Here is a 19,464-nt window from a genome sequence, read left to right as displayed (position 1 = left end):
GGTCACCCGGCGGGCGTCTCGCGGAGGCCCTGCTGCTCCCGGGAAGCGCTGGTGACGGTGGGGGTTCCGCCGAGGTGGCGGGCCGTGTTGACCAGACCGACCACGCTGAAGGCCTGTGGTGTGTTGCCGACCTGCCGGCCCCGCTCGGTGTCGTACTCCTCGCTGAGCAGGCCGACGTCGTTGCGCAGGCCGAGGAGCTTCTCGAACAACCGCTGGGCGTCGTCCTCACGGCCGGTGCCGTGCAGGGCGTCGGCGAGCCAGAACGCGCAGGCGAGGAAGCTGCCTTCGTGCCCGGGCAGGCCGTCCACGCCGCCGTCGGCGTCCGGGTCGTAGCGCCGCACGAAGCCGTCGTGGGCGAGCTCGGTGCGCACGGCCTCGACGGTGCCGTGCACCCGGCGGTCGTGCCAGGGCAGGAAGCCGACCCGCGGGATGAGCAGCAGGGCGGCGTCGAGTCCGCGGGAGCCGTAGAACTGGGTGAAGGTGTTGCGGTCCTCGTCGTAGCCGTGCTCGCACACGTCCCGGTGGATGCGGTCGCGCAGGGCACGCCACTGGCCGACGGGGCCGTCGAGGTGGTGGTTCTCGACGGTGCGGACGGCGCGGTCGAGACCGGCCCAGGCCATCACCTTGGAGTGGACGAAGTGGCGGCGCGGGCCGCGGACCTCCCAGAGGCTGTTGTCGGGCTGGTCCCAGTGGCTTTCGAGGAAGTCGAGCAGGCCCCGTTGCAGGTCCCACGCGGGCTCGGCGGTCGGCAGGCCGGCTTCGCGGGCGAGGTGCAGCCCGTCGAGGACCTCGCCCCACACGTCGAGCTGGAACTGTCCGGCCGCGGCGTTGCCGACCCGGACCGGCGCGGACTTCTCGTAGCCGCCCAGCCAGTCCAATGTGGACTCGGGCAGCCGCCTGCTGCCGTCGAGGCCGTACATGATCTGCAGGTCGCCCGGATCGCCCGCGACGGCCCGCACCAGCCATTCCCGCCAGGCCCGGGCTTCGCGGGTGTACCCGGTCCCGAGCAGGGCCTGCAGGGTGAAGGTGGCGTCACGCAGCCAGCAGTAGCGGTAGTCCCAGTTGCGCGACCCACCGAGCTGTTCGGGCAGCGAGGTCGTGGCCGCGGCGAGGATGCCCCCGGTCGGGACGTAGGTGAGCGCCTTGAGCGTGATCAGGGCGCGCCGGACCGCGTCCCGCCAGGGGCCGCGGTAACGGCACTGCGAGCTCCACCCCGCCCAGAACCGTCGGGTGTCCGCCAGCGCCTGGTCGGGCTCCGCGGCCTTCGGGTGGGGCAGGTGCGAGGCGTGGTGGGTGAGCACGAAGGGGATCCGTTGCCCGGCCTCGACGGTGAACTCGGCGTGGGTGGCCTTGTCGTCGCCGTGGAGGTCGACCGGTGTGCGCAGCCAGACCGCGTCGGGCCCGGCGACGGCGGCGAGCCCGCCGTCCTGGTGCCGCACCCAGGGGATGACCGAGCCGTAGTCGAACCGCAGGCGCAGCAGCATGCGCATCGGGACCCGCCCGGACACGCCTTCGACGATGCGGACGACGTCGGGAGCCTCGCCCCGCGGGGGCATGAAGTCCAGCACCCGCACCGTGCCGTCGGGGGTGTCCCATTCGCTCGCCATGATGAGCGTGTCGCCAAGGTAGCGGCGGCGGGTGGCGGGCCCGCCCGCGGCGGGGCCGAGCCGCCAGGTGCCGGCGTGCTCGTCGTGCAGGAGCGCGGCGAAGCAGGCGGGGGAGTCGAACCTGGGCAGGCAGAGCCAGTCGATGCCGCCGTCGCGCGCCAGCAGCGCGGCCGTGTGCAGGTCACCGAGCAGGGCGTAGTCCTCGATCAGCGGAGCCATCGGTCACTCCTGTGCGTTGCTCAGGGTGATGACGACCTTGACGTCGTCCTCGGTGGGTGTGAAGGCGTCGGTCGCGCGCTCCAGCGGAACGCGCCGGGTGATGAGGCTGTCCAGCCAGCCGGTGTCCGCCCGGGCCAGCGCCTCGGCGGCGGAGCGGTAGTGGCGCAGGTTGGCGTTGACCGAGCCGAGCACCGCGTCGTTCTCCAGGACGAGCTCGCGGTTGATCGAGCCGGCGTCCACGCTGATCGTCCGGCCCGCCGGGGACACCCCCGTCAGGCAGACGATGCCGAAGGCGGCCGTACCGGCCATCGCGTCGAACACCAGGTTCCCGGCGCCGGTCGCCTCGACGACCACGTCGGGTTCGAGGTGCTTGGTGACGGCGCCGATGTCCTCGTGGTGGTAGGTCGCGCCCAGCTCACGCACCAGGCGCGGTTTCGGGCCGCCGGCGACCTGGTCGAGCACGTGCACGTCCAGGTCGCGCTGGACGCCGAGCAGCGCGGCGAGGAGCCCGATCGGCCCGGCGCCGGTGACGAGCACCCGCCGCGGTTCGAACCACGCCCGCTCGCCGACGCGCTGGATCTGCTCCCACGCCTTGGCGACCACGGTGGTGGGCTCCAGCAGCATGCCCACCCGCCGCAACCGCTGATCGAGGCGGAGGCTGTAGGCGGTCTCGACGGTCCACAGTTCGCTGCCGTACCCGTCGAGCTCCTTGATGCCGCGCTCGGTGTAGCGGCCGTTGCGGCACATGTCGAACTCGCCGTGCCCGCAGGCGCCGCAGGGCACGGGGTCCGGGCGCCGGACGACCCCGGCGACGAGGTCGCCGGGTGCGAAGTCACTGCCTTCGGGTGCGGAGACGACCCGGCTGAGGGACTCGTGCCCGAGCACGAGCCGGTCTCGCCCCGGTGGTACCCAGCCGTAGTCGCCGCGGGCGATTTCCTTGTCCGTGCCGCACACCCCGAGCGCGAGGCCTTCGACGAGCAGCTCGCCCGCACCCGGCTGGGGATCGGGCACCTCGGTGACGGCCAGGGACCCACCCTGGCCTGGTGTGACGGTCAGCGCACGCATGTTTTCTCCTTCTACGCCGTGGCGAAGCGGTCGATGTCGGGTTTGAGCGTCAGCCCGTGCCCGGCCACGGCCGGGTCCGGGACGACCTGTCCGCCGGCCGGGTCGAGGGCACCGTCGAAGAACGCGGACTCGATGCGGTCGTGGTCGGCGAACCATTCCAGGTGCCGGAAGTTCGGCGTGGCCAGCGCGACGTGGGCGGAGAGGTTGGGCGCGCAGTGCGCGGAGACGTCCCGGTTGGCCGCCGCGGCGAGTGCGGCGACGCGGCGCCATTCGGTGTAACCGCCGCAACGGGTCACGTCGATCTGCAGGCAGTCGACCGAGCCGAGCATGCGGGCGAAGTAGGACAGGTCGTAGCCGTATTCGCCGGCGGCGATGTCCACTGTGGTCGCCCCGCGCAGTTCGGCCAGGCCGGCCAGGTCGTCGCTGGAGACGGGTTCCTCGAACCAGCGGACGTCGGCGGCTTCGAGGTGGCGGGCGACCCGGCGGGCCTGCCCGATGGTGTAGCCGCCGTTGGCGTCGACGTAGAGCTCCACCCCGGTGCCGACAACCGCGCGGGAGATGCGGATCCGGGTGAGGTCGCGCTCGGGCTCGCCGCCCCAGCACTCGCCGATCTTGATCTTCACGCGGGGGATCTGCTGACGGTGCACCCAGGTGTCGAGCTGTGCCTGTAGTTGCGGGACGCTCTGGCTGGTGAAGCCGCCGCTGCCGTAGAGCGCGACCTCGGCGTGCACGCGGCCCAGCAGGCGGGCCACGGGCAGGCCGGCCACCCGCGCGGCCGCGTCCCACAGCGCGATGTCCACTGCGGACAGTGCGCAGGAGGCGAGCCCGGGGCGGCCGAGGTTGCGGATGCAGCGCCGCATCGCCGACCACGCCGCGGGCACGTCGAGCACCGGCCGCCCGCAGACGACCGGGGCGAGGGTGCCGGTGATCAGCGGTACACAGGCCGCGTCGCAGTAGGTCCAGCCCAGGCCGGTCACCCCGCCGGCCCGGATGTGGACGACCACGATGGTGGTGCTGTCCCATTCGAGCGTGCCGTCGGCTTCGGGCGCCGGCGTCGGGATGCGGTACGCCCGCGCGTGGACGCTCTCGACGACCGGGTCGAGCGGGCTGGTCACGACGACGTGCCCGGCAGGATCTCCTGGGCCTTGGTCTTGAGGCCTTGGGCCATGAGGTGCCAGGCGTTGGGGTCGCCTTTGAGGACGGCTTGTGCGGCCGGCTTCATCTGTTCGAACGTGGCGTGCGGCGGGATCGGCGGCACCTCGGGGTCGCAGCGGACGTCGAGGACGGTGGGCCGGTTGACGGAGAAGGCGCGGTCCCAGGCGGGGGCGAGTTGGTCGGAGGTGTCGATCGCCACCACCGGCACGTGGTCCGGTTTCGCGTCGTACAAGCCGTTGAGCAGGTGGATCGCCCCCGGCCCGGAGGTGGCCATGCAGATACCGACCTGCCCGGAGAACTTCGCGTAGCCGACAGCCTCGAACGCCGCCATCTCCTCATGTCGCGCCTGCACGAACCGCGGCTGGTTCCCGGCCTTCTCGAACGAGGCGACGATCCCGTTGATCCCATCGCCCGGATAGGCGAACACCTGCTCCACGCCCCACTCACGCAACCGCCGCAGCAGGTGATCCCCAACCGTCTCGGCCATGACATTTCTCCTTCGATCGATTCGGAATGTTCAGCGGTGGCGTACCGCCCGCGCCAGCGTCGCGGCGAGCGCCAGCCCGGCGACGGCGAGCACGCCGGCCTTCGCGGCCGCGCCCGGCTCCTCGGGACGCGGGGCGTGCCGCCGCTCGGGCGTCGCGCCCGTGCGGACCGTCTTGTCCGCCGCGGCGAGCAACTCCGCCAGGTGCATGGCTTCGCGGCCGCCACTGTCGAGCTGGTGGATCTGGGTGCGGCAGCTGAACCCGTCGGCCAGCACGACGGTCTGCCCGTCCTCCTTCCGGAGACGGGGCAGCAGGACACGCTCGGCGCACGCCTCGCTGACCTCGAGGTGCCCGGGTTCGAAGCCGAAGTTGCCTGCCAGGCCACAACATCCGGAGTCCAGGTGCTCGGCGTCCACCCCGGCCCGCCGCAGCAGCTCCTGGTCCGCGTCCCAGCCGAACACCGCGTGCTGGTGGCAGTGCACCTGCGCGACCGCGGAGACGGTGTCCCGGGCGAACGCCGGGGGCCGGTAGCCGGGTGAGCGCTCGGTCAGCAACTCGGCCAGGGTCACCGTCTGCTCCCGCAGCCTGCGCACGTCCTGGTCCTCGGGGAACAGCTCGGCGGCGTCGGAGCGGAACACCGCCGTGCACGACGGTTCCAGGCCCAGCACGAGGCCGCCCTCGCGCAGGTGCGAGGCCAGCGCCCGCGCGGTCCGGGCGAGCACGGCCTTGCCCGTGCCCAGCTGCCCGGTCGAGATCCAGGTCAGCCCGCAGCACAACGGTTCCGCCGGTATCGTGACCCGCCACCCGGCGGCCTCGACGACCTCCACCGCTGCGATGCCGATGTGGGGATGGAAGTGGTTGGTGAAGGTGTCCGGCCACAGCAGCACGGTTCCCCGGGTGCCCGCGCCGCGCGGCCCCCGGCGGGCGAACCACTGCTGGAGCGTCTCTCCCGCGAACAGCGGGATCTCCCGGTTCTCGACCCCGGCCGCGGCGACGGCGATCCGTGACAGCACGGGCGCGTGGGTGAGTGCGTTCACCACCGGCCCCAGCCTTGTCCGGCCGACGAGCTGGGCGAACGCGGGCAGCCAGCCCATGGACAGGTGCGCTCGCGGGCGTCGCCACCAGCGCCCCTGGTAGTGGTGCGCGACGAACTCGGCCTTGTAGGTCGCCATGTCCACATTGGCCGGACAGTCCGTCTTGCATCCCTTGCACGCCAGGCACAGATCCAGCGCGTCGCGGACCTCGGTGGAGCGCCAGCCGGCGTCGACGGGGCTGTCGCCGTGCCCGTCCAGCATCTCGAACAACAGCCGGGCGCGGCCGCGGGTGGAGTGTTCCTCCTCGCCGGTCACCTGGTAGGACGGGCACATCACCTGATGCTTGTCGTTGGTGTGCTGACGGCAGCGCCCGACCCCGACGCACCGGTTCGCCGCCTCGGCGAACGACCCGCCGTCGTGCGGGAAGCGGAAGAACAGCTCCTGCGGCGCGGCGGGCGCCCAGTCCCCGCCCAGGCGCAGGTGCGCGTCCAACGGCGCGGGGGCGACGACCTTGCCGGGGTTCATCCGGTTGTCCGGGTCGAAGATCGCCTTGAGCTGTCCGAACGCACGGGTGATCGCCGGGCCGAACATCCTGGGCAGCAGCTCGCCCCGGGTCTGCCCGTCGCCGTGCTCACCGGAGAGGGAGCCGCCGAACTCGACGACGAGGTCCGCCGCGGCCTCCAGGAACCGGCGGTAGGTGGCGACCCCGGCCGCGGTGTAGAGGTCGAACGGGATCCGGGTGTGCACGCAGCCCTGCCCGAAGTGGCCGTACAGGGCCGGGCCGGTGTCACTGGCGTAGCCGAACTCCACGTACAGCCGCTGGAGGCGGCGCAGGTAGTCGCCCAGCCGCTGCGGCGGGACCGCGGAGTCCTCCCAGCCCTCGAACGTGTCCGCCTTGCCGGGAACGTGGGCGGTCGCGCCGAGTCCGGCTTCGCGGACCTGCCACAGCTCGGCCTCCCGGGCGGGGCTGTCGAGCAACACCACTTGCGGGCCGGAGTCACCGTCACGCAGCGCGTCGAGCATCCGGTGTGCGTGCTCGTCGGCCTCCTGCGAGGTGTCGCCGCCGAACTGGACCATCAGGAACGCGCCGCCCTCCGGCAGTTCGCGCAGGGCCTGGGGGTTGAGGTGCTTGATCTGCTCGTCGCGGATCAGCTTCGCGTCCAGGCCCTCCAGCGCGATCGGCTCGTGCGGCAGGATCGAGGGCACCGCGTCGGCCGCCTCGGCGATGCCCGGATAGCCGAGCACCACCAGGGTCCGCGCCCGGATCACGGGTACCAGCTTCAGCTTCGCCCGCAGCACGGTGACCAAAGTGGACTCGCTGCCCACGAGCAGCCCGGCCACGTCGAAGCCGTGCTCGGGCAGCAGCGAGTCCAGGTTGTAGCCCGAGACCCGGCGCGGGATGTCGGGATACCGGGCGCGGATCTCCCCGGCGTAGTGGTCGCGCAGCCGGCGCAGCTGCCGGTAGACCGCGGCGCGCGGGTCGCCGCGGCGTTCGATCGCCGCGTACTCCTCGTCCGTGGTGGGCCCGCACCAGAACCGGGTGCCGTCGTGGCAGAGCACCTCCAGCGCGGCGATGTTGTCGACGACCTTGCCGGTGCGCTGGGCGGTGGCACCGCAGGAGTTGTTGCCGATCATCCCGCCGAGCGTGCAGTTCGGATGGGTGGCCGGCTCCGGGCCGAACCGCAGCCCTGTCGGCGCGAGCTGCCGGTTGAGCTCGTCGAGCACGATCCCGGGCTGCACCACGCAGGTGCCCGCGTCCGCGTCGACCGATTCGAGCCGGTGGCAGTACTTCGACCAGTCGAGCACCACCGCGGTGTTGGTGCACTGCCCCGCCAGGCTCGTGCCCCCGCCCCGGGACAGCACCGGCGCGCCGTGCCGCCGGGCCACGGCGACCGCCTCGGCCGCCGCCTCGGGCGTGCGGGGCACTACGACCCCGATCGGCACCTGGCGGAAGTTCGAGGCGTCGGTCGAGTAGGCCGCGCGGCTGCCGGCGTCGAACCGGACCTCGCCGTCCACCCGCCGGGTCAGTTCCGCGGCCAAGGCGGCGGCGTCGACCTCGCCGGTGCGGTACCGGGCCACCGGATCCGGCAAATCGGTTCTGCTCACCCCGCTCCTCCTTCCGTCCCACCGTCTATCATAGTTGCGTGACGCAAGAGTGCACGGCGAGCGAAGACGCGGAGACCGCGCTGACGGTACTCCGGGCGATGATCTCCATCGGTGACTCGACCCTGGAAAGGGTTACCGGCCAGCTGACCCTGACCCAGTTCCGCGCGCTGCGGATCGTGGTCGGGCAGACGCCGGTCACGATGGGCAAGGTCGCGCAGGAACTGCGGATGAACCCCTCGTCGGTGAGTCGCGCGTGTGACCGGCTCGCCCGTCTCGACCTGCTGCAACGTGCTCAGAACCCGCTGAACAAGCGGGAGACCCTGCTGGCGCCCACGCCACGCGGACGCCAGATCGTGGACCGGGTCGACCACGACCGGCGGGCTGTGCTCAGCGCGGTGCTCGACCAGCTCGAACCAGCCGCCCGCGAGTCGGTCGTAGCCGCGCTCAAGCAGTTCGCCGCCGCCGCGGCGACCGTGGCTCCAATTATGCAGGACGCAAACAATTGAGGGTTTGAAGAGCCCGGCGGTGGGTAGCGCCCGGACCGGTCCGGGGTAGAAGGAGGGCAAGGTATCCGTCCGAAGCGCCGGTCTATCCCAGTCTCGCGGAAGCATTCACCGATCGGTGAAAACTCGCCCGCCCCGGCCGGGGCCCGGTATAGCGTGACGGGACCTTTCGGGAAGCCTGGGGAGGACACGGATGAGCTTCTGGATCTGTCAGACCTGCGCGGTGGAGCACGCCGAGAAGATCGAGCTGTGCGCGATCTGCGCGGACGAGCGCCAGTGGGTGCCTGCCGACGGGCAGCACTGGACCACCCTGAAGGAAATGGCCGACGCCGGCTACCGCACCGACCTCGTGGAGCTCGAGCCGGACCTGTTCGGCATCACCAGCACCCCGAAGGCGGGGATCGGGCAGCAGGCCAAGCTGCTGCGCACCCCGGCGGGCGCCCTGCTGTGGGACCCGATCGGCTACCTCGACGACGACGCCGTGCGCCGCGTGCGCGAGCTCGGCGAGGTCGTCGCCGTGGCCGCGAGCCATCCGCACATGTTCGGCATCCAGGTGGAATGGAGCCGCGCCCTGGGCGGGGTGCCCGTGCTGGTGGCCGAGGCGGACCTGTCCTGGGTCGCCAGGCCGGACCCGGCGATCCGGGCCTGGTCAGGCACCGAGGAGATCCTGCCGGGGGTGACGCTGAGCCAGCCGGGTGGCCACTTCCCCGGCAGCACCATGGTGCACTGGGCGGCCGGCGCCGGCGGCAAGGGCGTGCTGCTCAGCAGCGACACCGTCTTCGCGAACCCCGACCGCCGGTCGGTCAGCTTCATGCGCAGCTTCCCCAACCGCATCCCGCTGTCGGCCGCGGTGGTCGAACGCGTGGCCCGGCACGCGGAGCAGTACGCCTTCGACCGCCTGTACGGCAACTTCGGGACCCGGATCGACAGTGACGCGGCCGGGATCGTCCGGCGTTCCGCGGGCCGGCACATCGGCTGGGTTCGCGGGGACTTCGACCATCTCACCTGAGCCGGAGCCCGATGACCGGTTCGGCGGGGGCGGAACACCTTGGTAGCACAATAGTTCCGCATTTCACAGTCTTGTGCCGGCGCGCTGTCCTGGCGTAGCAACAGTGAGACGAGGCCGGACAGTGCGCCCGAAGGAGAAGTCATGCGGGTTTGGGAGCGTTTCCTCACCGATCGCGACCGGGCGGTCTTCAGCGCCTCCGGCTACGGCACGTTCCTCGGCCTCGGGGAGCGGCCCGCCGTGCTCGTGATCGACGTGAACTACGCCTTCGTGGGGCACGAACGCCAGCCGATCCTCGAGTCGATCAAGCACTGGCACACCAGCTGCGGCGAAGAAGGCTGGGACGCGCTGGGCCCGATCGCCGAACTGCTCGCCGGTGCGCGGGCGAGGAACCTGCCCGTCTTCTACACCACCGGAAGCGATCCGCGGCCGGACGGTCTCGGCCGCGGGCTGTGGCGCAACAGCCGGGGCCGGGAGCGGTCCTCGGTGCCCGACGTCGCGGGCAACGACATCGTGGCGCAGATCGCGCCGCAGGAACGCGATGTGCTGATCCGGAAGACGAAGCCCAGCGCCTTTTTCGGCACCCCGCTGATGAGCTACCTCACCGAGCTCGGCGTGGACTCGCTCATCGTGGTCGGCACGACGACCAGCGGCTGCGTCCGGGCGTCGGTGATCGACGCCTTCTCCCACAACCTGCGGGTCGCGATCGTGGAGGAAGGGACCTTCGACCGCGGCGAGGCGTCACACGCGATCAACCTGTTCGACATGAACGCCAAGTACGCCGACGTGACCACGCTCGCGGACACCTTGGCGTACCTGGAGAAACTGCCGGACGACCTGTTCGCGGGCAAGATCGCCCCGGCCGGCACCTGACCGCTCCGCGGCCGCGGTGGTCGTTCCTTTGTGGACACCGGCTCAGCCGTGCAGCGCGAGGTACGGGGCGAGGCAGACCAGGCTGGTGATGAGCGCGTACTTGAGGGAGCGGGTGGGCAGTCTGCGCGCGAGGACCCAGCCGAGGAGGACCCCGGCGAGCTCGGGAACGCCGACGAGTGCGGCGAGTGGCCAGACGATGGTGCCGGCGGCGAGGTAGCCGACCGTGCCGGCCCCGGCGATGACCACGGACTGCGCCTGGGCGGCGCCGAGTGCGGAGAGCACCGGCATGCCGAGGAACACCAGCAGGGGGACGCTCAGCAGCGGACCGCCGACCCCGACCAGCCCGCTGACCACCGAGACCCCGAAACCGACGGCCACGAGCTGCCTGGTCGTGGGCTGCCGGTGGCCGGTCCCGGCCGGGTTGCGCCGGTCGCGGTACCACACCAGCGCGGCGACACCGATGACGAAGACCCCGAGCAGGATGCCGAACGCCCGCTTGGAGACGACGCTGTTGACCAGCACGCCGACCGGGGTGCCGACGACGGCGACGCCCGCCAGCAGCAGCGCGGCGCGGCGGGTGCGGGGCTCGCGCAGCTGCCCGGAACGGGTGTAGGCGACGGTGGCCAGTGCGCCGGTCGCCACGTGGGTGGCGATCGCGGTGCCCGCCACCTGTGCCGGCGACAACGTGGTGAGCGCGAACAGGGCGATGGTCGCCAGGATCCCGCCGGGGCCGATGGCGGTGATCCCGATACCGGCGAGCAGCCCGAGCACCGCCAGTGCGAGGACCACCGGGAGCGCGAGCCCGGTCACCGGGCCGTCTCCCGGCGCGCCGGGCCGGTCCTGTCTGGCGAACAGGCCGTCACGGCGAGGGTTTCCCGCCGGCGCCGGCGCGTTTCCCTGGTGTCATCGGCGAACGGGTCCACCGCGTCAGGAACTCGCCGCGCTCAGCCACTTGCCGAGCCGGCCCAGTACGTCGCCTTCGTAGTCCTCGCCGACCATCCGGCCGAGATCGGCGATCGTCACCTCCCGCAGCGCCGCGCGCCACGCCCGGTCGGCCGCCATCATCGTGCGGGTGATCGCGCACGGCGCCGTGCACTTCTCCGGGGGCGTGGCCATCGGCCCCCGCTGCCGGATCTCCGTGCACACGAACGTCGGCTGGGGCCCTTCGACGGCCTCGACCACGTCGAGGACCGTGATCTCCTCCGGCGAGCGCGTCAGCACGTACCCGCCGGACTTGCCCTGTGCCGACTGCACCAGCCCCGCGCGGGAGAGCGCTTGCAGCTGCTTGGCCAGGTAGGTCGCGGAGACCCCGTGCAGCTCCGCCAGCCGCGTGGCCGGTACCGGCTCGGCCGCCGCCGTCAGCACCACGCAGCAGTGCAACGCCGCTTCGACTCCACCGGACAACTTCACACGGCCAGGGTAACGACAGGCCTTGACGCGGACAACATGTATCCGAGTAATATCCCGGACACAACTTATCCGAGTTCCCGGACCTGCTCCGGTGGAGAGGACATTCCCATGAAGATCGCGGTCATCGGCACCGGCCTCATCGGCTCCCAGGTCGTGCGCGAGCTCATCGCGGCCGGCCACGAGGCGGCCGGGCACTCGCGCTCGACCGGTCTCGACCTGCTCACCGGCGACGGGCTCGCCGACGCGGTGCGCGGCGCCGAGGTCGTGGTGGACGTGACCAACTCGCCGACCTTCGACGAGGCGTCGCTGGACTTCTTCGGCACCACCGTGCCCAACCTGCTGGCCGCCGCGGGGGCGGCGGGCGTGCGGCACGTGGTCGCGCTGTCGATCATCGGCGTCGACCAGGTGCCCGGCCTCGCCTACTACCGGGCCAAGACGTTGCAGGAGGACCTGATCAAGGCCGGGCCCGTCCCCTACTCGATCGTCCGCGCCGGCCAGTTCATGGAGTTCATCCCGTCGGTGCTGGACTACACCACCGACGGCGACGTCGTGCGCCTGCCGTCCACGCCGCTCCAGCCCATCAGCGCCGCGGAGGTCGCCGCCGCGGTCGCCGGTGTCGCCGCGGGCGCCCCGCTGCGAGGCACGCGTGACATCGCGGGTCCCGAGGTCTTCCCGCTCGACGAGCTGGGTCGCATCACGCTCGAGTCGGCCGGCGACGGCCGCCGCGTGGTGACCGACGAGAGCGCGGGCATGTTCGCCGCCGCCAAGGGCGACGTTCTCATCGCGCCGGAAGGCGCTCACCTCGCCACGACGCGCTACCGTGACTGGCTGCACTCGCGCTGACCCGCTGAGGTGTGGCGCCGACCGTGCTCGCGCGGCGCTGCCCCCCAGGCATGGTCCGCAGTCGGGATGGGCGAGCTCAACCGTGTCCACAGTGGACGGACGCGGCCGCCGGGAAGAGGTCCGGACCGGGGGGCTCGAGCACGTGGTGGCGCTGTTTTCGGTCACCCGGGACGAGCTACGTCAACCGGTCGAACGGCACCTGCCCGGAAGCTGACGGGAAGCCGGGTTCCGCCCAGCTCCCGCAGGGGGGTTGCCCACCCCGCTACCATGCTCGGGCGATCGACCACTGGAGGAACGATGACTGCGGCTCAGCGTCAACAAGTTGATTTTCATTGGCTCGCGAACGATTTCGCCGTCCGGGTCCCGGGTGTGGCCCATGCGGTCGTGGTATCGGCGGACGGTCTGCTGCTCGCGGCGTCGAGGCGCCTGCCGATCGACCGTGCGGACCAGGTCGCGGCGGCCGCGTCCGGGCTGATGAGCCTGACGCAGGGGGCCTCGCGGTGCTTCCAGGCCGGTGAGGTCCGGGAGACCGTGGTCGAGATGGACCTCGGGATCATGGTCCTGATGGCGATCAGCGACGGGTCCTGCCTCGTCGTGCTCGCGGCGCCGACCTGTGACGTCGGCCAGGTGGCGTTCGAGATGACGTTGCTGGTCGAGCGCGTCGGCCAGGCGCTGACCCCGGAGCTGCGCGCCAGGCTGCACGGGCAGGACCCCGCTCCCGCCGGCGAAGCCGTGATGTGGCCGCGCTGAACTCGTAGTTCCATGCGGGCGCGGTGGCGCGGGAGCGCACCGGTGCACGCACGGTCCGGTAAATCGGCACGGCAGGGCAACTTCGCCGACGGACGACCTCGGCTGCAAGCGCTTACCGGTCTGAAGTGGCTGGTACCCGGCACCGACTCCGTCGCATGTGGACGTTCACCGCGCCGCGGATCGAGGTGAAGGTGACCGGCCTTCCGGTCAGCAGGAGGAACGGACGGCCACCGCCAGGGCTTGGCGGTGCAGGCGGTCGAGGTGGTTGACAGCCGCCCCGGAGACGGCCGCCGTGGCCAGGCCGACGCGGCAGGCGACCGGCTGCTGCCGCAACCTGTCGGTGGCGACCAGCTGCCCCAGGATCTCAGTGGTGAGCTGGTCGAGCTCTTCGCGGATCTGCGTGAGATCCGGCTTGCTGACCGGGGCGAGTTCGGGACGGGCGGTCCACAGCTCGAAGAGTCCCTTCTGCACGACCTTGCTCGCCGCGATCTGGTCGGCGAAGAACGCGGCCGTGGCCTCCGGGTCGATGCCCAGCTCCGTCGCGGCGTGGCGGACCTCGTTCAGCTCCTGCTGCTCGCGGGCGGGGTCGTCGATCGGCTGCGTCGTGCCGAACTTCGCCGCCGCCACCTGATCGCTGACGAACAGCCGCTGGATCGCCAGGTCGACGAGGGGGCCGAGCGGACCGAGCGCGCCGGGCCGCGCGGTGGAACCCGGCACGGAGTCCGAAGTGGACGGCGGGCCGGCCGGCGCCGCCACAGCCGGCACGACGCTCGCGGCGACCGCCGCCACGGAGACCACGCTGACGACGGTGAGCCGCTTGACGGAAGTGCTGACAGGCATGGTGTTCCTTGATCTCGGAGGCGTGGGTTTTCCACGACCATAGCGGTGCACAACCACCCGTACACCGGAAAACGACCCGGACGAGCTTCTCGGCAGGCTGGAGATCGATTCGGAGTACTGGCGGCTGCTGGCCTCCGGTGTCGGCACGGTCGAGGCATGCAGGCAGCTGGGCATCGGTCGCGAAACCGGCGATCGGTGGCGGGCGGAGAACGGCGGACCCCGTCCGCCGCCTGGCTGCTCAGTGATCGCGCCTCCCAGGTCACCGGCGCGGTCCTGCCCGTCGACGGCGGGCTTCACGCCTGAGCCCCGATACGCCCGAAAGGTACAAGGCCTACCTCAACGCCCGCGGTTTCCCGCCGGGCGCGGACGCGGCGGCCGCCGGTCGGCTCTCGTTCCACCCCCGTTCACCTTCGTGGCCTGCCCGCGTCATTTGCTCTCCCTAGGTTCCTGACGCAGGTTGTGAAACGAGAGTTGAGGGAACGATGGACACACCCCTCGCAGTCCGGGCCCGCGGGATCACGAGATGCTTCGGCGACGTCGTCGCGCTCGACTGCCTCGATCTCGATGTGGCACAGGGGCAGATCCACGGGCTGGTCGGCCCGAACGGAGCCGGGAAGACGACGTTGCTCGGCCTGCTGCTGGGCCTCGCGGTCGCCGACGAAGGCCGCCTCGAGATCCTGGGGACGCCGGTCGGCCGGGCGCTCGCGGCGCCCGACGGGGTCGCCGGTTTCGTCGACGGCCCCGGCCTCTACCCCTCGCTCACCGCCCGGCAGAACCTCGCCGCGCTGGCCGCTCTGCGCACCCGCGACGCGCGGACGGCCGGGATCGACGACGTGCTCGACGAGGTCGGGCTCACCGATGTCGCCGACGACCGGGTCCGCGGCTTCTCCCTCGGCATGCGTCAGCGGCTCGGCCTCGCCGCGGCCCTGCTCACCCGGCCCCGGCTGCTGGTGCTCGACGAGCCCGCCAACGGGCTCGACCCGGCCGGCAAGAAGCACGTCCACGGCGTGCTCGACCGGCTGGCCGTGGACGGCACCGCCGTCGTGCTCTCCAGCCACCGGATGGACGACCTCGAGGCGCTGTGCTCCGAGGTCACCATCCTCGCCACCGGGCGGGTCCTCTTCTCCGGCCCGCTGAGCAAGCTCTCCGCCGAGAACCGGGAGCTCGACTACCGGCTGCGCACCTCCGACCCGCAGGCCGCCCGCCGCCTGGCGCTCGGCACCGCCGGGGTCCGCGTCGTCGAGGGCGCCGACGCCGGAGTGCGGCAGGACGCCGAGGTGCTCGTGGTGCGCACGCTGGTGCCCGCCCTCGACGAGCTGGTGGCGCGGCTCGTGCGGGCGGACATCGCGGTGCGGGAGCTCGCGCCGGTGGTGTCCCCGCTGGAGGCCGCGTTCCTCGCCCTCACCGAACAGGAAGAGATCAGCCGATGACCGCGACCGCCACCGAGGCCCCCGCACCGGCCGCCCCGATCTCGGTGGCGCGCGGCTACCGCTTCGAGCTGGTCAAGCTGCTCTCCCAATGGCGGGTACGCCTGCTGGTCCTCGTCTGCTGGCTCGCGCCGGCGCTGTTCGTCGCCGCCGTGAGCCGGCAGAGCTCACTGCCCTCGGACACCGTCTTCGGCCGCTGGATGCACGCCACGGGCTGGGCCGGGCCGCTGGTGCTGCTCGGTTTCTCCGGCTCGTGGGGACTTCCGCTGCTGACCTCGCTGATCGCCGGTGACGTGTTCGCCGCCGAGGACCGGCTCGGCACCTGGCGCCATCTGCTGGTGGCGGTCCGCTCGTACCGGCGGATCTTCGTGGCGAAGGCACTGGCCAGCCTCACCGTCATCCTGCTGCTCGTGGCCGGGCTGGCCTGTTCCGGCATCGTCGGCGGGATCCTGGCGGTCGGCGACCACCCACTGGCCGGCCTCGACGGCCACCTGCTGAGCCCGGGCGACGCCGCCGGGAGGGTCCTGCTCGCGTGGGTCTGCGCACTGGCCCCGACGCTGGCCCTCGCCGCGGTCGGGCTGCTCGGGTCGGTCGCGTTAGGACGGTCCCCGATGGGGCTGCTGCTGCCCGCGCTCGTCGCCCTCGCCATGCAGCTCGCCCAGATGCTGCCACTGCCCGTCGCGGTACGCCTCGCCCTGCCCGGCTATGCCTTCATCGCCTGGAGCGGCCTGTTCACCAGCCCCGCGCAGCTCGGCCCGCTCCTCGTCGGCGTCGGGGTCAGCCTGGTGTGGGCCGTGGTCGCGACCGCGCTGGCCTACCTGCTCTTCCTGCGGCGCGACTTCACCAACCTCACCTCCGACGGTTCGGGACGCCGCGCGCTCACCGCCGGCGCCCTGCCGCTGGCCGGACTCCTCGCCGTCACGGTCGGGGTCATCGCCGTGTCGACCCCGTCCCTGGGTTCGGGGATCGGGCAGGACAAGGTGCAGCGATCGGTCGCCACGGCCTTCGCGCACCTGTACCGCCTGCAGGCCGGGCAACTCAACCGCCCCGACGTCGCCGAGGAGCAGCTGGCGGCCACTGCGGCCTGCACCAAGGGCGACGGCCTGGTCGCTCCCGAGGGCCCGGGCAACGACTGGCGTTGCGTCGTCTCGTGGCACCTGCCCGGCACCGCGGCCACCGGCAACGCCATCTACCAGCTCGACCTCACCTCAGACGGGCGGTACGTCGCCGACGGCGACGGGCCGAAGGAAGTGAACGGCTACTTCCAGGTGCGCACCCCTACCGGGGACGAACCAAACCCCCTTTGGCAGTTCGACGGGAATGTCGAGCTGCTCTCCTCCACCCCGAAGGGATAACTCAATGCAGGTAACACGCCGCAGACGGCGTGTCGGGAAGGGCCGTTCCGGCCTTCTCGGTCACCGCAGTGGTCGTCGGCTGCGCCTCGCGACAGCCGGCTCCGCGACACTCGCCCTCGTCGCCGCGGGCAGTGGCATCGGTTTCGCCTCGACGCAGGGGTTCGGCGACGACCAGGTCGGCCAGCACACCGACAAGGGCGAGGTCATCTCCAGCGACCAGTACCTCGACCCGATCGGCGACCGCCTCGTCGTCGACAACGGCAAGATCATGGCCTCATCGGTCAGCCCGGACGGCGGTCACCTGGCGGCACTGACCACCGACGGCGGGATCGCGCTCACCATCGTCGATCTCAAGAACTGGAAGGTGCAGCAGCTCGTCGGCAACTCCGCGACGGCGAACCTCAAGATCAGCGGGAACGACGTGGGCCAGGAAGGACCCACGTACTCGCCCGACGGCAAGACGCTGTGGATCGCGCAGACCGACGGCTACACCCGGTTCACGGTGAACCCGGACGGCACGGTGGCCAACCCGACGTCGGTCAAGATCCCGGCCGACGGGGCCAAGCACGCGCTGGTGGCCCAAGCGGTGTTCTCGCCCGACGGCGGGACCGTGTACGCCGCGGTCAACGGCCAGAACCGCGTCGTCGCCATCAACGCGGGGACCGGGGTGATCCAGCAGAGCTGGGCCGTGGGCAACGCCCCGCGTGACCTGGTCCAGATCGGCAGGAAGCTCTACGTCAGCAACGAAGGCGGCCGCCCGGCGCTGCCCGGCGAGCCCACGCTGAACTCCTACAACACGCAGGTGCCTGCCAGCCCGGTCACCGGCGCCACCACCACCGGCACGGTCAGCGTCATCGACCTGGCGAACCCGTCCGCCGCCGCCAAGAGCATCGACGTCGGCCTGCACCCGACGGCCCTGTACGCCAAGAACGGGACGCTGTTCGTCGCCAACACGAACAGCAACGACATCTCCGTCATCGACACCGCCAAGAACAAGGTCGTCCAGACCATCGCCACCCAGCCGTGGCCGGCGGCCTCGGTCGGTTACGAGCCGGACGGGATCACCCTCACCGACGACGGTCATCTGCTGGTGACCCTCGGCCGTGCCAACGCGGTCGCCGTGTACCGCTACACCAAGGCGCAGGAGCCGGTCGGCTACGTCGGCCTGCTGCCGACGGACTACTTCCCGACGGCGATCACCACGGTCGGCAAGGACGTCGTGGTGTCCAACACCCGCGGTATCGACGCGCTGCGCCCGACCACGGCGGCCGGGCACGGCACCCATGACACGACCTCCAGCGTGCAGAGGTTCACGCTGCCGGACGACCGTGCCATCCGCGGCTACACGGCGAAGGTCTTCCAGCAGAACGGCTGGACCGACAACTCGGTCCAGGCCGCCAAGGGCAAGGGCGACAAGAAGCCCGTGCCGGTCCCGCAGAAGCTCGGCGACCCGTCGACGATCAAGCACGTCTTCCTGATCGTCAAGGAGAACCGGACCTACGACCAGTTGTTCGGTGACGACCCGCGCGGCAACGGCGATCCGGCGCTGGCCCAGTTCGGCGAGAACGTGACGCCGAACCAGCACGCGCTGGAGCAGCAGTTCGGGCTCTACGACAACACCTACGACATCGGCACGAACTCCGCCGAAGGCCACAACTGGCTGATGCAGGCCGACGACTCGGAGTACACCGAGTCCTCGGCAGGCGAGTACCTGCGCAGCTACGACACCGAGGACGACGCGCTGGGCCACCAGAGCTCCGGTTTCCTCTGGACCGGTGCACAGGCGGCCGGGAACACCGTGCGGGACTTCGGCGAGTTCCAGCAGTTCCTGACCAAGCCGGCCGGGGCGAGCTGGCAGAACCTGTACTGCGACACCAAGAACATGCAGGCGACCGGGCAGCCGACGGCTTACCCGCTGGTCTCGTCCTCGCCGATCCCGTCGCTCAACAACGTGTCGGTGCCCGGCTTCCCGAAGTTCGACACCTCGATCCCGGACATCTACCGGTACCAGACGTGGAAGAACGACTTCGAGAAGAACGGCCCGGCCAACCTGAACATGTTCTGGCTCTCCAGCGACCACACCGGTGGCCCGGCCGACCCGGCCGCGCAGGTGGCCGACAACGACCTCGCGCTCGGCGAGATGGTCGACACCATCACGCACAGCCAGTACTGGAAGGACTCGGCGATCTTCGTCGTCGAGGACGACTCCCAGGCCGGCCTCGACCACGTCGACGGCCACCGTGCCCCGGTGCAGATCATCAGTCCCTACGCCCAGCACGGCGTTGTCGACAACACCTACTACTCGCAGATCACGATGATCCGCACCATCGAGCAGATCCTCGGGGTGCAGCCGATGAACCAGAAGGACAGCGCGGCCACGCCGATGAGCGCGGCGTTCACCCAGAAGCCGGACTTCACGCCGTTCGACGCGGTGCCGAACCGGACCTCGCTGACCTCGGGTGTGTCGCCGCAGCCGGCCTGTGGCGCGGACACCCCCGCGCCGCCGGACCCCGCGGCCGCTGCCGTGCCGTCGACCACGGTGCCGGCGGACAAGCAGCAGGTGGCGGCTCAATGGACGGACTGGCAGGCACACCAGCGCCTGACCGGGCCGGATGCCGTTGCCGACTACGCCAACCCCGCGCAGATGAACCACTTCACCTGGTACCAGACGCACGGGTGGCAGCAGCCCTACCCGGGTGAGGACAAGGTCTACGCGCCGGACCAGGTGCCCGGTGCCTACCTCCCGTCCTCGGACTCCGACGGCTGAGTTCTGACACCGAGTGGGC

The 19,464-nt window shown here is 71.4% G+C and carries 15 protein-coding genes and 1 pseudogene; 8 read left to right on the top strand and 8 right to left on the bottom strand.

The window, feature by feature from the left end:
• Positions 1 to 2: 2 nt before the first annotated feature.
• The 5 genes and pseudogenes from LWP59_RS23615 to LWP59_RS23595 all read right to left on the bottom strand — a co-directional run bounded on the left by LWP59_RS23615 (position 3) and on the right by LWP59_RS23595 (position 7,671).
• Positions 3 to 1,826 carry a glycoside hydrolase family 15 protein gene (locus tag LWP59_RS23615; RefSeq protein WP_144637497.1) on the bottom strand — a complete coding sequence of 608 codons (1,824 nt, stop codon included), beginning with the start codon at positions 1,824 to 1,826 and terminating at the stop codon, positions 3 to 5.
• 3 nt (positions 1,827 to 1,829) lie between these two features.
• Positions 1,830 to 2,891, bottom strand: a complete 1,062-nt coding sequence (locus LWP59_RS23610) for a glucose 1-dehydrogenase (protein WP_144637495.1) — start codon at positions 2,889 to 2,891, stop codon at positions 1,830 to 1,832.
• An 11-nt stretch (positions 2,892 to 2,902) separates the two neighbouring features.
• Positions 2,903 to 4,006 (bottom strand): enolase C-terminal domain-like protein, encoded by a 1,104-nt coding sequence (locus LWP59_RS23605; protein WP_144637493.1) that lies wholly within the window; start codon positions 4,004 to 4,006, stop codon positions 2,903 to 2,905.
• Positions 4,007 to 4,236: 230 nt separating this feature from the next.
• A pseudogene (locus LWP59_RS23600) lies at positions 4,237 to 4,533 on the bottom strand (thiamine pyrophosphate-binding protein); the annotation flags it as partial.
• Between the two features lie 30 nt (positions 4,534 to 4,563).
• Entirely contained in the window at positions 4,564 to 7,671 is a 3,108-nt protein-coding gene (locus tag LWP59_RS23595; protein ID WP_144637491.1) for an FAD-binding and (Fe-S)-binding domain-containing protein, read from the bottom strand.
• A 38-nt stretch (positions 7,672 to 7,709) separates the two neighbouring features.
• Here LWP59_RS23595 and LWP59_RS23590 point away from each other — a divergent pair, with 38 nt between their 5' ends.
• From LWP59_RS23590 to LWP59_RS23580, 3 genes are all read left to right on the top strand, one after another.
• Positions 7,710 to 8,177, top strand: a complete 468-nt coding sequence (locus LWP59_RS23590; RefSeq protein WP_229857179.1) for a MarR family winged helix-turn-helix transcriptional regulator — start codon at positions 7,710 to 7,712, stop codon at positions 8,175 to 8,177.
• A 190-nt stretch (positions 8,178 to 8,367) separates the two neighbouring features.
• On the top strand, positions 8,368 to 9,183 hold the full coding sequence (locus LWP59_RS23585; protein ID WP_144637489.1) for an MBL fold metallo-hydrolase: 816 nt from the start codon (positions 8,368 to 8,370) through the stop codon (positions 9,181 to 9,183).
• Positions 9,184 to 9,324: 141 nt separating this feature from the next.
• Positions 9,325 to 10,053, top strand: a complete 729-nt coding sequence (locus LWP59_RS23580; RefSeq protein ID WP_144637487.1) for an isochorismatase family protein — start codon at positions 9,325 to 9,327, stop codon at positions 10,051 to 10,053.
• A 42-nt stretch (positions 10,054 to 10,095) separates the two neighbouring features.
• Here LWP59_RS23580 and LWP59_RS23575 read toward each other — a convergent pair whose 3' ends face one another.
• Together LWP59_RS23575 and LWP59_RS23570 are read right to left on the bottom strand one after the other, a co-directional pair.
• Positions 10,096 to 10,863, bottom strand: a complete 768-nt coding sequence (locus tag LWP59_RS23575; protein WP_144637485.1) for a sulfite exporter TauE/SafE family protein — start codon at positions 10,861 to 10,863, stop codon at positions 10,096 to 10,098.
• Positions 10,864 to 10,980: 117 nt separating this feature from the next.
• Positions 10,981 to 11,463, bottom strand: coding sequence for an RrF2 family transcriptional regulator (locus LWP59_RS23570; protein WP_186383199.1), 483 nt, complete (start codon positions 11,461 to 11,463; stop codon positions 10,981 to 10,983).
• A 108-nt stretch (positions 11,464 to 11,571) separates the two neighbouring features.
• On the opposite strand from LWP59_RS23570, the gene LWP59_RS23565 reads away from it, so the two are divergent.
• The gene (locus LWP59_RS23565) at positions 11,572 to 12,306 is read left to right on the top strand and encodes an SDR family oxidoreductase (RefSeq protein ID WP_144637483.1); all 735 of its coding nucleotides are present in this window, start codon (positions 11,572 to 11,574) and stop codon (positions 12,304 to 12,306) included.
• A gap of 297 nt (positions 12,307 to 12,603) precedes the next feature.
• Positions 12,604 to 13,056, top strand: a complete 453-nt coding sequence (locus LWP59_RS23560; RefSeq protein ID WP_144637481.1) for a roadblock/LC7 domain-containing protein — start codon at positions 12,604 to 12,606, stop codon at positions 13,054 to 13,056.
• 207 nt (positions 13,057 to 13,263) lie between these two features.
• Here the strand turns inward: LWP59_RS23560 and aroQ are convergent, their stop codons facing one another.
• Positions 13,264 to 13,896 (bottom strand): gamma subclass chorismate mutase AroQ, encoded by a 633-nt coding sequence (gene aroQ, locus LWP59_RS23555; RefSeq protein WP_144637479.1) that lies wholly within the window; start codon positions 13,894 to 13,896, stop codon positions 13,264 to 13,266.
• Between the two features lie 482 nt (positions 13,897 to 14,378).
• On the opposite strand from aroQ, the gene LWP59_RS23550 reads away from it, so the two are divergent.
• From LWP59_RS23550 to LWP59_RS23540, 3 genes are read left to right on the top strand one after another with little or no spacing between them, the layout of a single operon-like run.
• On the top strand, positions 14,379 to 15,326 hold the full coding sequence (locus LWP59_RS23550) for an ABC transporter ATP-binding protein (RefSeq protein WP_144637477.1): 948 nt from the start codon (positions 14,379 to 14,381) through the stop codon (positions 15,324 to 15,326).
• Positions 15,323 to 16,678 (top strand): ABC transporter permease, encoded by a 1,356-nt coding sequence (locus LWP59_RS23545; RefSeq protein WP_144637476.1) that lies wholly within the window; start codon positions 15,323 to 15,325, stop codon positions 16,676 to 16,678. Before LWP59_RS23550 ends, LWP59_RS23545 begins: the two co-directional genes overlap by 4 nt.
• Positions 16,679 to 16,682: 4 nt before the next feature.
• Entirely contained in the window at positions 16,683 to 19,445 is a 2,763-nt protein-coding gene (locus tag LWP59_RS23540; RefSeq protein WP_144637474.1) for a bifunctional YncE family protein/alkaline phosphatase family protein, read from the top strand.
• Positions 19,446 to 19,464 lie beyond the last annotated feature (19 nt).

This window comes from Amycolatopsis acidiphila (assembly GCF_021391495.1).
In the GTDB taxonomy this organism is placed as follows: domain Bacteria; phylum Actinomycetota; class Actinomycetes; order Mycobacteriales; family Pseudonocardiaceae; genus Amycolatopsis_E; species Amycolatopsis_E acidiphila.
The sequence above is the reverse complement of the archived record's forward strand: the minus strand, read 5'-3'. Positions and strand labels throughout refer to the sequence as shown.